Here is a 13,680-nt window from a genome sequence, read left to right as displayed (position 1 = left end):
TTGTAATGTTTTTGCGAGTGTTGGGCTGTCGGTGAATCGATAAAGTCGATACGTCGCCCGCGCCACGAAAAAACGTCCGAGTCCGCGGAAGAGCGGACCCGGACGTTGCTGTTTGGGGGAGGGGACGCCGGAGGCCCTACTTGTCTCTTGAAACGGCGAACGGGGAGAAGGCCTGCTGCACGGGCATGACTTCCAGAGAGTTGATGTTTACGTGCGTGGGCAGGTTGGTGGTCCAGAAGACGCATTCGGCGATGTCGTCGGCGGTGATGGCTTGGACGCCTTCGTAAACCTGGTCGGCGGCGTCTTTGTCGCCCTTGAAACGGACCACGGAGAACTCGGTTTCGCACATGCCGGGTTCGATGTTGGTCACGCGGACCTTGGTGCCGAGCAGGTCGGCGCGCAGGTTCTTGGAGAAGTGGTTCACGAAGGCCTTGGTGCCGCCGTAGCAATTGCCGCCCGGGTAGGGGTAGTTCCCGGCCACGGAGCCGAGGTTGACCACATGTCCGGCATTGCGCTCGACCATGCCGGGCAGCACGGCGCGGGTCATGTAGGTCAGCCCCTTGATGTTCGTGTCGATCATGATGTCCCAATCGTCCAGATTGCACGCCTGGGCGGGCTCCAGGCCCAGCGCCAGGCCCGCGTTGTTGACCAGGACGTCGATGTTCGCGAACTCGCCGGGCAAGCTTTGTATGGCTTGGTCGCACGCCTCGCGGTCGCGCACGTCGAAGCTCAGGATGTGTACCTTGGCCGGGGAGAGGGCGGCTTTGAGGTCGTCGAGGCGTTGGGCGCGGCGGCCGGTGATGACGAGGTTCCAGCCTTCGGCCGCGAAGCGGCGGGCCATGGCTTGGCCGAATCCGGCGGTGGCGCCGGTGATGAGTATGGTTTTTGCCATTGTCGAACTCCTTTGAATGTCTGAACGAGGATGTGCCCGTGGGCGTTCCGGGAAGCGAAGTCCGATTCTGGCACGAACGCGGCTGGAAGTCACTAATTCACGGTAAAACCCATTTTTGCCCTCTAAAACGCGTATCCTTCGGAATAAAATTCACGGTTGGTCAAAATTTGCCAAATTTTCACCAGATGATCCACAAATACGGCGAGTATTAGACTTTTTTTGTCAAATAAGGTAAGTAGTGATGTACAACCAAAAAATGGCGTCATTTCAAAAGATTGAGATGGCGAACGGGGTGTCGCCCCGTTGTCTCGGCCGATGATTTCTACTATTTTATTAGGTAAATATGGCAAATCTTATTCTTGACGACATCTGTGTCCGTTTCGGCGGATTGCAGGCCCTGACCGACGTGGCCTTTTCCGTGTCCGAGGGCGAGGTCGTGGGCCTGATCGGGCCCAACGGGGCGGGCAAGACCACGGTCTTCAACGTCATCACCGGCGTGTACAAGGCGTCCGGCGGTTCGGTTTCCTACGACGGCACGAGGATTACGGGCCTGAGGCCATATCAGGTCCTGTCCATGGGCATTGCCCGGACTTTCCAGAACATCCGCCTTTTCCAGAACATGACCGCCCTGGAGAATTGCATGGTCGCCCAGCACAGCCGCTCCAAGTCCGGCGTGGTCAGCGCGATCCTGCGCAGCCCGGGCCAGCGGCGCGAGGAAGAACGGATCATCGAGAAGTCGCAGAAGGCGTTGGATTTCATGGGGTTGGGACGCAGGTCCGATGAGGTTGCCTGTAACATGCCCTACGGCCATCAGCGCCGGCTTGAGATCGCCCGCGCCCTGGCCAGCGAACCGCGCACCATTCTTTTGGACGAGCCCGCCGCCGGACTGAATCCGGCGGAATCCAAGGAGCTCATGGAGTCCATCGGCCGGATCACCGACCTGGGCATCAACGTGCTTATGGTGGAACACGATATGAAGGTCGTCATGGGCATCTGCAACCGCATTATTGTTCTCGACCACGGTGTAATGATCGCCGAGGGAAAGCCTGAAGAGATTCAGCGCAACCCCGATGTGATCGAGGCATATTTGGGCCAGTAAGAGAGAGGCTGGCTGAACCGCAACGAATGGAGAGAGTGTTTATGAAACGTTTACTGGTACTCGCAGTGGCCCTGCTCGCTCTGGGTATGCTCTTTGCGGGCTGCGGCGGCGAAGAGAAGAAAGGCGAACAGGTCCTCAAGATCGGCACCATGTCTCCGCTGACCGGCCCCTACGCCGCCGACGGCAACGACATCCGCCAGGGTGCGGAGATCGCCGTGGAGGTCTTCAACGAGGCTGGCGGCATTCCCGGATTTTCCAAGATCGAAATGGTTTCCGAAGACACCGCCTGCGACCCGAAACAGGCCGTTGCCGCAGCCAACAAGCTGATCAACGAGAAAGTCTCCGCCGTGGTCGGCGCGTATTGCTCCAGCTCGACCATCCCCGCGTCCGAGACCCTGGCCGAGGAAAGCATCATCATGCTCACCCCGGCATCCACCAGCCCCAAGGTCACTGAGCGCGGCCTGAAATACATGTTCCGCACCTGCGGGCGTGACGATCACCAGGCCCCGGCCGCCGTCAAGTTCATGAAGGATGTCGAGCACGTCAAGACCATCTTTATCGTGGACGACAAGACCACCTATTCCCAGGGATTGGCCGAGGGCGTGGCCGCCGCCGCCGAGGCCGCGGGCATCAAGGTCCTTGAGCACGACCATGTCAACCAGGGCGACAAGGACTATTCCGCCGTGCTGACCAAGGTCAAGGCCGCCCACCCCGACTTGTTCTACATCTCCCTGCAGAACTCCGCCACGGGCGCGCTCATGGTCATCCAGGCCCGGCGCATGGGCATCGACGCCATCCTCATGGGCCAGGACGCCGTTTATCATCCGAAACTCATGGAGATCGCCAAGGCCGATGCCGAGGGCATGTACTGCACCTTCGGCGCCATTGATAAGGATGCTCCCAAGTTCAAGGAGTTCCAGACCAAATACACGGCCAAGACCGGCAACGCCCCCGGCGCGTACTCCGCCTATTCCTTCGACTCCGCCACCGCGTACCTGATGGCCGTCAAGGCCGCGGGCACCACCGACCCGGCCAAGGTCCGCGACGAACTGCTCAAGCTGGACTTTACCGGCGCCTCCAAGCAGATCAGCTACCAGGAGAACGGCGACTCCGGGTCCAACTATACCGTGTACAAGATCCAGGGCGGCAAGTTCGTGCCCTACTGGAACTCCCTGACCGGCGAAAAGTACTAGGCTTCAACCCGTCTAACCAACCGGGGTCCCGCCATGGCGGGACCCCGGATACTGGAACATCATGGACTTTTTTCTTCAGCAGTTGATCAACGGCATCACGCTCGGCGGGGTCTACGCCCTCATCGCCCTGGGCTACACCATGGTCTACGGCATCATCCAGCTCATCAACTTCGCTCACGGCGAGTTTTTCGCGGCGGGCGGCTATATGGGTGTGATCCTGATCTCCTATCTTTCTTCCCAGGGGCTGCATCCCTACGCCTGCCTGGTCATCTCCCTGGTCCTGTCCATGGGCTATTGCGCCCTGCTGGCCATGGCCGTCGAACAACTCGCCTACAAACCGCTCCGGCAGGCCTCGCGTCTGGCGGCGCTGCTCTCGGCCCTGGGCATGTCCATCTTCCTGCAAAACGGGCTGATGCTCACCCAGGGCGTTTACGACCGGGCCTATCCCACCGAAATCACCTCCGGCGGGTTCGAGGTGGGGGCCCTGTCCATCTCCTACATGCAGATCCTCATAGTGGCGGTGACCGCGTCGCTCCTGGTCGGCCTGAACATCCTCGTCTTCAAGACGCGCATCGGCCGGGCCATGCGAGCCACGGCCCAGGACAAGGTCATGTCCGCCCTGGTCGGCATCAACTCCAACCGGATCATCGCCCTGACCTTCGCCGTGGGCGCGGGGCTGGCCGCGGCGGCGGGCATCATGGTCGGCCTGTACTACGGCTCGGTCAACTACACCATGGGGTTCGTGCCCGGCATCAAAGCCTTTGCGGCGGCCGTGCTCGGCGGCATCGGGAACATCACCGGGGCGCTCGTCGGCGGGCTGATCATCGGCATGGTCGAAATCTTCGCCGCCGGATACATCTCCGGAGAGTACAAGGACGTGTTCGCCTTCGTCATCCTGATCGGCGTACTGTACTTCAAACCCACCGGCATCATGGGAGAGAACGTTGACGATACGCGAGTCTAAACGGCTGTGGGTGGCCTGCGGCGTCGGGCTGCTCTGGTTCCTTCTGCTCCTGTGGCCCATGCTCGGCATCAAGCCGGAGGGGCTGGAGTTCGCCGCGACCTTTAAAGTCTTCGGCTACGTGGCCGTGGCCGCGGTCTTCATCATGTTTTTCTACCAGGTCAAGGAGGCGGGCTACCTCGACGTCGTGGACAAGCCCGTCAAGGGGGCGGCCGGGGCCATCGGCACGGCCTACGCGAAAGCGCCCACCTGGCTGCTCCTGGGTATCGTCCTGGCCGGGGCCGTCGTCTACCCCCTGGTCACCGAACGCTACGCGCACGATGTGGCCATCAGCGTGCTCATCTACGTTTGCCTCGGCCTGGGCCTGAACGTGGTCGTCGGGCTGGCCGGGCTCCTTGATCTCGGCTACATCGCCTTCTACGGCGTGGGCGCCTATACCTACGCCATTCTGAGCGTCAACTACGGCCTGTCCTTCTGGCTCTGCCTGCCCATTGCCGCCGTCATCGCGGCCATCGCGGGCTGCATCATCGGCTACCCGACCCTGCGCATGCGCGGGGACTACCTGGCCATCGTCACCCTGGGGTTCGGCGAGATCGTCCGGCTCATCCTGAACAACTGGATGTCCTTGACCAACGGCCCCAACGGTATCCTGTCCATCCCCCGGCCCGAGCTGCTCGGCTTCGAGTTCCGTTCCCTGTCGAGCATGTACTACGTCATCCTCGGCCTGGCCGTGGTGACCATCCTCTCGGTCTACCGCCTGAACTATTCGCGCGTCGGACGGGCCTGGGAGGCCATCCGCGAGGACGAGACCGCCGCCGAACTCATGGGCGTGAACACCTTTCTGCTCAAGCTGCTGGCTTACGCCATGGGCGCGACCTTCGCCGGAATCGCCGGAGCGTTCTTCGCCGCGCGCATGAAGTTCGTCGGGCCCGAATCCTTCACTTTCCTGGAATCCGCCATGGTCCTGGCCATGGTCATCCTCGGCGGCATGGGGTCCATCCCCGGCGTCATCCTCGGCGTGCTCGCCCTGGTGGCCCTGCCCGAGCTTTTCCGCGAATTCGAACTCTACCGCATGCTCGTGTTCGGCGGCGCCATGACCCTGATGATGCTCATCCGCCCGGCGGGCATCTGGCCCGCCAAGCGCGTCGGCAGCCGGTCCGAGGAGGCGGAATAATCACATGACGGACAAGACTCCCATTCTCGAACTGCGCAACGTGGTCTCGGCCTATGGCCGCATCCAGGCCCTGAAAGGCATTTCGCTCAAGGTCTTCGAAGGCGAGGTGGTCTCCATCATCGGGGCCAACGGCGCGGGCAAATCCACCACGCTGATGACCATCTGCAACATCATCAAAGCCGTGTCCGGCGACATCCTGTACCGGGGCGAGCGCATCAATGGCGTGAATTCGGACATCCTGCCGACCATGGGCTTGTGCCAGGTGCCCGAAGGGCGGCGCATCTTTCCGCGCCTGACCGTACTCGAAAACCTGGACATGGGCGCGTTTTTCCGACGCGACGCCATAGGCATCAAGGAAGACGTGGAGCGCGTCTTCAACCTGTTCCCCAAGCTGCGCGAGCGGCGCAAGCAACTCGGCGGCACCCTGTCGGGCGGCGAACAGCAGATGCTGGCCATGGCCCGCGCGCTCATGAGCCGCCCCAAGGTCCTGCTCCTGGACGAGCCGTCCATGGGACTGGCCCCGCTCCTGGTCAAGCAGATCTTCGACATCGTCAAGATGATCAACGGGCAGGGCGTCACCGTGGTCCTGGTCGAACAGAACGCCAACCTCGCCCTCCAGGCCGCCACCCGGGGCTATGTCCTCGAAACCGGCAATGTCGTCATGGAGGACGAGGCGGGGGCGTTGCTGGCGAATCCGGACATACGCAAAGCGTATCTGGGTGAATAGCCGTCAAAGTTATAGAATTCGAGAAGCCCCCGGAAGCCGCGTCGCTTTCGGGGGCTTTCATCCTCACGCAGACGGCTACGCTGCGGTGAAATACCCCCCTGGTCTGTATCTCCGGCATAAGATTTTGTACGGCTGATTCTCTCTCCCAAGCTTATTCCAAGGACGGCAGTACGTCAGGATAAAAGCCGCTGTCGGGCGTTGGCGCATCCGAAATCGCTTCAGAGGGGGAGGGGGGAAAGCCCTGCGGCCCGAGATCGGCCCGGAGGTTTCCCGCCGCGTCAGCACCCCGCGAAGCGGCACAAAAAGTTTAGGAAGGGAGAGGGGATGGGGGTCCGGGGGAAGGGGAGAGGGAAAGCCCTTTTCAAAGGGTTTCCCTCTCCCCTTCCCCCGGCCGCCGGAGGCGCCCCCCGAGAAAGAGGGCGGCCCGGCCCACTTTGGTGGACCGGGCCGGGCGAAATGGTGGGCGGATTCGGATTAGGCGTAATCGCCGCGGTTGAACTTGAACTGTTCGGCTGCGGCGAGGGTTTCCAGTTCATCGACGATGGACTTGAGTCCGGGGTGGGTGGCGCCGAGGTCGGGTTGTCCGGCCTTGAGGCTGGCCACGTCGCCGGCGATCTCGTCGAGGGTGCCGTAGGCGGACTTGAGTCCGGCCTCGGGGTCGGCGAGGGTGGCGGCGTAGTCGTCCCACTTGTCGAGAATGGATTCCACCTGGCCCGCGATTTCAGCGCCGTTGTCGGATACGGCCTGCACGTTGACGACGGTTCCGGCGGCAAGCAGGGGGTTCACGATCATCGGCGGCGTTAGGGCCTGCGAGGCTTTCGCCTCTCCCCGCGCCACTTCCTGATTGAGAATATCCCCAAAGGCCGATTCGGACTGCGTCGTCTTGTTGCGACGTTGCGTTTGTTCCGGCTGGACGCCCTCGATCTGATCAGGACGGATCTTCATGGTTCAACTCCTATCCTGTGGTTTGCCTTTGATTTAGCAAGAATCTTGCCAAGGCCATCCTGTTGACAACCTGCTGAAAAATATTATCCTTTTTGACGAAAGGCCCGGAAAATTCTGCCGCCGGGCCCGGCTGGCGATCATCCATGGGACAACTGTAATGCAGAAGAAAAAGGTTGTCTATCAGGAGCGGGGGAGGCATAAAAAGGGTAGGCAGGATTCATTCCCCCCCGTTTTGGCGGGAGGTGGACCATAAGCAAGGAGGAAAATGAACATGGCTGAAATCAAGAAGGTTTTATGCGCGGTTGATTTTTCGGATTACAGCCCCCTGGTGGCCGAGTACGCCAGCATGATGGCCAAGTGCTCCGGGGCGCAGGTTTTGGTGCTTTACGTGGCGCCGTCGCTGAGCCAGTACGTGGGCTTCCACGTGCCGCCCAGCTCCATTGAGAGCTTCGTGGGCGAAATCGTTACCGGCGCCGAGGACACCATGAATGCTTTCGTCAAGGAAAACTTCAGCGATCTGAGCGTGGAAGGCAAGGTTGTCACCGGCTACCCCGCCGAGGAAATCCTGGCCATCAGTGAAGCGGAAAAGTGCGACATGGTCGTCATGGGAACCCATGGCCGCAAGGGCATCGACCGCATTCTCTTCGGCTCCGTGGCCGAAAAGGTGGTCAAGAGCTCCAAGGCTCCGGTCCTCACCATTCGACCCAGCTAGTTCCTTTACGGACCGACGTAAACCATATAAAGGAACGGTTTCGGCCGTTCCTTTTTTTATGGGCGGAAAGCCTCCCCCGGACCTCCCTCCCCGCTCCCCTCCTATATTTTTTGGACGCTTTGCGAGGAGGAGCGAAAAGGACTCTCAGGGACGGGACGGCGTGGCTATCCGCGTCCGCACGGCCCTGCCGAAGGCGCAAAAACGTTTTGGAGCTTCTTAAGCCGCCGGAGACGCCCACAGCAGGGTTTGTCTATCGAGGAGAGAGTGATGAGAAAATTTACCGTTCGTCCGGAGATCCTGGATTTCGCCCCATACGTGCCGGGTCTGACCATCGAGCAGATCCAGGAACGCTACGGCTTGACCTCGGTCATCAAGCTGGCCAGTAACGAGAACCCGCTGGGCACGTCTCCGCTGGTCATGAAGGCCATTGAGCGCAACGCGTCGCGGGCCTTCCGGTATCCGGAAAACCACACGCCGAGGCTGACCGAAGCCGTGGCCGAGAGCGTCGGGGTGCCTGCGGAGTGCGTGCTGGTGGGCAACGGGTCGGACGAGATCATCGACATGCTTTTCCGCATGAAGTGCATCCCCGGCAAGTCCAACGTGGTCTTCTACGAGCATAGCTTCGCCATGTACGGCATGTGCGCCAAGCTGTGCGGCCTGGAATACCGGGTGGTCCCGCGCGGCGAGGATTACGCGTTGCCCTTGGACGGGCTGGCCGAGGCCGCGGACGAAAACACGGCCATGGTCGTGGTGACCAGCCCGGACAACCCCACGGGGCTGGCCGCCGGAGTGGAGGACCTGTCCGTGCTGGCGGGCGTGTTGCCCAAGGACTGCCTGCTGGTGGTGGACGAGGCGTACATCGAGTTCGCCTGGCCGCCGGAGTCCTATTCGCCGGTCCAGGCTTTCGACAAGTTCGAGAATCTGGTCTGCCTGCGCACTTTTTCCAAGGCCTACGGCCTGGCGGGCATGCGGTTGGGGTACGGGATCATGCCCCCCCAGGTGGCCGCGCTGCTCAGAAACGCGCGCATCCCGTTCACGGTCAACCTGCTGGCCGAGGAGGCCGGGCTGGCCGCGCTCGAGGATGAGGTCTTCTTCAACGAAACCCTGGCCACGGTCATGCGCGGGCGCGAGTATTTCACCACCGAACTGACCCGGCTCGGTTGCAAGGTCTGGCCCAGCCAGTCCAATTTCGTCATGTTTCAGCCGCCCATGGATGCCAAGACGGTCTTCCAGACCCTGCTCGAACGCGGGATCATCGTTCGCCACCTGGGCAGCTTCGGCATGCCCGAGTGCATCCGCGTGAACATGGGCACGGACAAGGAAAACGGGCTGTTCATCAAGACCCTGGGAGACGTTCTCAATGGGTGACGCCCTGATCGTGACCATCGACGGCCCGGCCGGAGTGGGCAAGTCCACCATGGCCAAGCGGTTGGCCCGGTTGCTCGGCATCCCGTACCTGGACACCGGGGCCATGTTTCGGTCCGTGGCCTGGAAGCTCGGCCCGGGGGCCTGGGAATGGCCGGAGGCCAGGCTTGAAGCGGCGTTGGATGATTTTGAATACGGTCTGTCCGGGGTGGGCGAGGACTCGGTGCTGTCCCTGAACGGCACCCCCATCGGGGACGAGATCCGCACCGAGGAGGTCGGCATGTGGGCCTCGAACATCGCCACCCTGCCGGTCATCCGAACCTTTCTGAAACGGGCCCAACAGGCGATGGGGGAGAAGTATTCCCTGGTGGCCGAAGGGCGCGACATGGGCACCGTGGTCTTCCCGGACGCCCCGTACAAGTTTTTCCTGGACGCCTCCGTGGCGGAGCGCGCCCGCCGTCGGTTCCTGCAATTGCGGGAACTGGGCAGCCCTGCCGATCTGGCCGCGCTTGAGGAGCGGATCGCCAAACGCGACGCTCAGGACCGCAACCGGGCCGTGGCACCGCTCAAGGCGGCCGACGACGCGATGGTCATCGACACCACGGGCATGGACAGGGACCAGGTCCTGGGCGTCTTGAAAGAAGCCGTGGCCTAGGATACACCCTATAGCGAAGCCATTTTTAGGAGATATTTCGTCATGCTTGATCTGAAACTGATGCAAAAGGACCCGGAACTGGTCCGCGAGAGCCTGGAAAAGCGCCATTCCAAGATAGATGTGCGCGAGTTCACCGACCTGGATGCGCGGCGCAAGCAGCTCATCGGCGAGGTGGAATCCCTCAAAGCCGAGAAAAACGCCGTGGGACCGGAGATCGCCAAACGCAAGCGGGCGGGCGAGAACGCGTCGGATTTGCTGGAGAAAATGAGTGATGTGGCCGAACGCACCAAAGAGCTCGACCGCGAGCTGGCCGAGGTGGAGAAGGCCGAACAGGACTGGCTGATGGCCGTGCCCAACATCCCCCACGAGTCCGTGCCCGAGGGCGCGGGCGAGGAAGACAATCCCGTCTTGCGTTATTGGGGCGAGAAGCCGGTCATGGATTTCGAGCCCAAGGAGCACTGGGAGCTGGGCACCGCCCTGGGCGGCCTGGACTTCGAGCGCGCGGCCAAGCTGGCCGGATCCCGGTTCTCCCTCAGCTTCGGCTGGTGTGCCCGGCTGGAGCGCGCCCTGGCCCAGTTCATGCTCGATACCCAGACCGAACAACATGGTTACACCGAGGTTCTGCCCCCGTTCATCGTCAACAAAAAGACCATGACCGGCACGGGCCAATTGCCCAAGTTCGAGGAAGACCTGTTTAAACTCACCGACGAGCGCGAACTCTATCTCATCCCCACGGCCGAGGTGCCCCTGACCAACATCTACGCGGACGAGGTCATCCCCGCGGAGAAGCTGCCGGTCAAATTCTGCGCCCAGACTCCGTGCTTCCGGTCCGAGGCCGGTTCCTACGGCAAGGACACCAAGGGGCTGATCCGCCTGCACCAGTTCTATAAAGTGGAGATGGTCAACTTCGCCCATCCCGACCACTCCTACGAGGCATTGGAGGAGATGACCCATTGTGCCGAGCGCATCCTGGAATTGCTCGGGCTGCACTACCGGACCATCACCCTGTGCACCGGCGATATCGGCTTCAGCGCGGCCAAGACCTACGACATCGAGGTTTGGCTGCCCGGCCAGGGCAAGTACCGCGAAATCTCCTCCTGCTCCAATTGCGGGGACTTTCAAGCGCGGCGGGCCAACATCCGCTTTCAGGACAAGGATTCCAAGAAGAAGCTCTATCCCCACACCTTGAACGGCTCAGGCCTGGCCGTGGGCCGCTGTCTCGTCGCCGTGCTGGAGAACTACCAGCAGGCCGACGGTTCGGTGGTCATCCCCGAGGTGCTCAAGCCCTACATGGGCGGAATCGAGGTGGTCACACCGTAACGGGCGTGACGAGAAGACGATACGGCCGGGAAAGCGAGCGCTTTCCCGGCCTTTTTTTTATCGGCATGGCGAGTCCGCCCGTGAGGCGGCCTGCGCCAAGGGATTATCTCCGGGCCGCCTGGCCCGTGGAGATGGTCCGGCCGTCTTTGGCCTTGTCCGGGTCGATGAAGCGATCCAGCATTTTCTCGACGATGGGCAGGGAGACCGTGGTATCGAGGCAGGGGCCGTGCGGCCGTTCGTTGAGCACGCCGTAGACCGGCAGGGGATAGGTGTCCTGGATGCCCGAGGAAAGGTCGCGGTAGCAGGCCACGGCGATGATCAGCCGGGGCCGGAGCTGGACCACGATGCGACGGGCGATGGTCCCGCCCGTGGCGATGGCCAGGTTCACGCCGTACTTGTCGTGCAGCCCGAGCAAGCCTGCCATGGGGCATTTGCCGCAGCGCACGCAGTTGTTGATGTCGTAGGTCAGCCGCCGGTCGCACTTGGAGTTCTGGAGGCAGTGGGGCATGAGCAGGAGAATGTCCCTCGGCGCGTACCGCCCGGCCTCGGCCAGGACGAGCTCATTGTTCACCGAGATGAACGAGAGCATGATCTGCTCCTTGTCGAAGCCAAGTGCCCGGCCCAGCAGGACCATGAGCGGCAGGAAGAGCTTGATGGTCAATCCTCGGAACCGTTGCGCGCCGAGCAGGGGCTTCCTGGTGACGATGTTCAGGAACAGTCCCCAGTAGGCCACGCAGACCATGGCGATGAGGGCGAGGACCAGCGCGCCGAGGACCCATTTGGCCGCCGGGTGGATGTTGTCCAGGCCGATGTACGGCACCAGCCAGAGCAACGTCAGAAAGACGCAGATGACCAGGCAGGAAATGCTGATCAATCCGACGAACAGGCGCTTGCGCGCCCGGTGCACGGACCGGGGCTGGTCTAAAGGCGTTCCTATTTGCATTCCTTCATGTACCCGCAGGTGAAGGCCGTGGCGTCCATGGCTTTTTTGCCCTGGGGCTTGACTTCCGGGGTCAAGTATATGCTGTCCGCCGTGGTGATGGCCAGCTTGCCGTCCATCTCGCCCAGGATGGTGCCGGGCGCGACCTTGGGGGCCGACTCCTCGGAGATCTCGCCCGGGGTCACGTGCAGACGCAGGTTCTTGCCTTCGGGGTTGGTCCAGTCGAAGAACGCCCCGGGCCAGGGATACATGGCCCGGATGCGGTTGTGGATCGCCTCGGCGGGTTGGCTCCAGTCGATCTCGCCTTCCTTCTTTTCCAGCTTTTTCGCGTAGGTGGCCAGGGAGTCGTCCTGGGGCTTGAGGTCGTAGGCCCCGGTCTGCAAGCGGGCCAGGGCCTCGCAGATGCAGATGCCGCCGAGCCGGGCCAGTTCGTCGTGGATGGTGCCTGCATGGTCGTTGTATCCGATGCGCAGGGCGCGCTGGACCATGACGGGGCCGGTGTCCAGGCCAGCCTCCATCTTCATGATCGAGATGCCGGTGACCACGTCGCCGTTTTCCACGGCCCGTTGGATGGGGGCCGCGCCGCGCCAGTGGGGCAGCAGCGAAGCGTGGATGTTCAGGGGCAGAACGGTCGGGATGTCGAGCACGCTCTGCGGCAGGATCAGCCCGTAGGCCGCCACCACCAGGACGTCCGGCTTGAGGGCGGCGAGTTCGGCCACGTCCGCCGGGTCCTTGAAGTTGACCGGCTGGTGGACCGGAATGTCGTGCTTGAGCGCCACTTCCTTCACGGCCGAGGGGCGGCACTGCCTGCCGCGTCCGCACGGGCGGTCCGGCTGGGTGTACACGGCCACGACGTCGGCGGCGTCGAATTTGAGCAGGATTTCGAGGGCCTCGGCCGCGAAATCCGGGGTGCCCATGAAGACCACGCGCAGGGGTTTGAGATCCACCGCGCCCCAGGATTCGGGCGAGTTCGCCCCGTTGGCGGTTACTTCCATCGAAGGGCCTTCTTGCGGTACATGGCTTTTTTTAAGCGCCCCGTGCGGTCGGCCAGGGTCACGCCGTCCAGGTGGTCAATTTCGTGTTGCAGGATGATGGCCAGGAGGCCGTCCGTCTCCACGCAGACGTCCTTGCCTTCGCGGTCCATGGCCTTGACCTTGACCCGCTCCTTACGCGTGACCTTGACGTTCAGCTCCGGGCAGCTCAGGCAGCCCTCTTCGGACTCCACCTCGCCGTCGCATTCCACGATTTCCGGGTTGATCAGCACGCGCAGCTCGCCGCGTTCCTTGGGGCCGGTCTGGTCCACGCAGATCAGCCGGATGGACCGGTTGACCTGGGGCGCGGCCAGTCCAACGCCGTCGGATTCGTACATGGTCTGGACCATGTCGTCGATGAGTTCGTTCAGCTCCGGCGTGATCTCGGCCACGGGTTCGGCCTTGGCCTCCAGGACCTCATCGGGCCAGGTACATATCTGCAATTTCATAGCGGTTGCCTCCTGCGGACCCGTATCCCCTCGTTTTCCTGAATATTTCGTCGCGCCGCGGGGAGGGAGGAGGGGAACGTCGGGTCCGTTTGCGGCGTGAGTGACAATATCTAATATCCCAATAAGTACGGAAATTCAAAAGGCCAGTTCCAAAATGAAACCAGCCGGATTCGGTAGGCGTTCCCATGGCCCGCTCTGCCCGCGAAAAGGCGGGGAA

At 62.2% G+C, this 13,680-nt stretch carries 14 protein-coding genes; 9 read left to right on the top strand and 5 right to left on the bottom strand.

The window, feature by feature from the left end:
- Positions 1–136 precede the first annotated feature (136 nt).
- Positions 137–892, bottom strand: coding sequence for an SDR family oxidoreductase (locus tag J0909_RS11015; protein ID WP_207262826.1), 756 nt, complete (start codon positions 890–892; stop codon positions 137–139).
- A gap of 343 nt (positions 893–1,235) precedes the next feature.
- Between J0909_RS11015 and J0909_RS11010 the strand changes: the two genes are divergently transcribed.
- The 5 genes from J0909_RS11010 to J0909_RS10990 all read left to right on the top strand — a co-directional run bounded on the left by J0909_RS11010 (position 1,236) and on the right by J0909_RS10990 (position 6,046).
- Complete coding sequence (locus J0909_RS11010) at positions 1,236–1,991, top strand: ABC transporter ATP-binding protein (protein ID WP_207262824.1); 756 nt, start codon at positions 1,236–1,238, stop codon at positions 1,989–1,991.
- 41 nt (positions 1,992–2,032) lie between these two features.
- Positions 2,033–3,184, top strand: a complete 1,152-nt coding sequence (locus J0909_RS11005; protein WP_207262822.1) for a branched-chain amino acid ABC transporter substrate-binding protein — start codon at positions 2,033–2,035, stop codon at positions 3,182–3,184.
- A 61-nt stretch (positions 3,185–3,245) separates the two neighbouring features.
- Positions 3,246–4,148 (top strand): branched-chain amino acid ABC transporter permease, encoded by a 903-nt coding sequence (locus J0909_RS11000; RefSeq protein ID WP_207262820.1) that lies wholly within the window; start codon positions 3,246–3,248, stop codon positions 4,146–4,148.
- On the top strand, positions 4,129–5,319 hold the full coding sequence (locus tag J0909_RS10995; protein ID WP_207262818.1) for an ABC transporter permease subunit: 1,191 nt from the start codon (positions 4,129–4,131) through the stop codon (positions 5,317–5,319). The genes J0909_RS11000 and J0909_RS10995 overlap by 20 nt, the downstream gene beginning before the upstream one ends.
- A 4-nt stretch (positions 5,320–5,323) precedes the next feature.
- Positions 5,324–6,046, top strand: coding sequence for an ABC transporter ATP-binding protein (locus tag J0909_RS10990; RefSeq protein ID WP_207262816.1), 723 nt, complete (start codon positions 5,324–5,326; stop codon positions 6,044–6,046).
- 474 nt (positions 6,047–6,520) lie between these two features.
- Here the strand turns inward: J0909_RS10990 and J0909_RS10985 are convergent, their stop codons facing one another.
- On the bottom strand, positions 6,521–6,991 hold the full coding sequence (locus J0909_RS10985) for a hypothetical protein (protein WP_207262814.1): 471 nt from the start codon (positions 6,989–6,991) through the stop codon (positions 6,521–6,523).
- Between the two features lie 271 nt (positions 6,992–7,262).
- Here J0909_RS10985 and J0909_RS10980 point away from each other — a divergent pair, with 271 nt between their 5' ends.
- The 4 genes from J0909_RS10980 (at position 7,263) to serS (ending at position 11,043) form a co-directional block, all read left to right on the top strand.
- The gene (locus tag J0909_RS10980; protein WP_207262812.1) at positions 7,263–7,703 is read left to right on the top strand and encodes a universal stress protein; all 441 of its coding nucleotides are present in this window, start codon (positions 7,263–7,265) and stop codon (positions 7,701–7,703) included.
- A 267-nt stretch (positions 7,704–7,970) separates the two neighbouring features.
- Positions 7,971–9,071, top strand: coding sequence for a histidinol-phosphate transaminase (hisC, locus tag J0909_RS10975; RefSeq protein WP_207262810.1), 1,101 nt, complete (start codon positions 7,971–7,973; stop codon positions 9,069–9,071).
- The gene (gene cmk, locus J0909_RS10970; protein WP_207262808.1) at positions 9,064–9,723 is read left to right on the top strand and encodes a (d)CMP kinase; all 660 of its coding nucleotides are present in this window, start codon (positions 9,064–9,066) and stop codon (positions 9,721–9,723) included. The genes hisC and cmk overlap by 8 nt, the downstream gene beginning before the upstream one ends.
- 42 nt (positions 9,724–9,765) lie before the next feature.
- A complete protein-coding gene (gene serS, locus J0909_RS10965; RefSeq protein WP_207262807.1) occupies positions 9,766–11,043 on the top strand; it encodes a serine--tRNA ligase in 1,278 nt (425 codons plus the stop codon).
- 103 nt (positions 11,044–11,146) lie between these two features.
- Here the strand turns inward: serS and J0909_RS10960 are convergent, their stop codons facing one another.
- Genes J0909_RS10960 through def form a run of 3 tightly spaced genes read right to left on the bottom strand, consistent with a single transcriptional unit; the run spans position 11,147 to position 13,463 of the window.
- Positions 11,147–11,986, bottom strand: coding sequence for a DUF116 domain-containing protein (locus tag J0909_RS10960; protein WP_207262805.1), 840 nt, complete (start codon positions 11,984–11,986; stop codon positions 11,147–11,149).
- Complete coding sequence (fmt, locus tag J0909_RS10955) at positions 11,977–12,978, bottom strand: methionyl-tRNA formyltransferase (protein ID WP_207262802.1); 1,002 nt, start codon at positions 12,976–12,978, stop codon at positions 11,977–11,979. The genes J0909_RS10960 and fmt overlap by 10 nt, the downstream gene beginning before the upstream one ends.
- Positions 12,969–13,463, bottom strand: coding sequence for a peptide deformylase (gene def, locus J0909_RS10950; RefSeq protein WP_207262800.1), 495 nt, complete (start codon positions 13,461–13,463; stop codon positions 12,969–12,971). Before def ends, fmt begins: the two co-directional genes overlap by 10 nt.
- Positions 13,464–13,680: the final 217 nt, after the last annotated feature.

The sequence above is a fragment of the Desulfovibrio sp. Huiquan2017 genome, from assembly GCF_017351175.1.
Classification (GTDB): domain Bacteria; phylum Desulfobacterota; class Desulfovibrionia; order Desulfovibrionales; family Desulfovibrionaceae; genus Pseudodesulfovibrio.
Note: the sequence above shows the minus strand (reverse complement) of the source record. Positions and strands in the feature narration are given on the sequence as shown.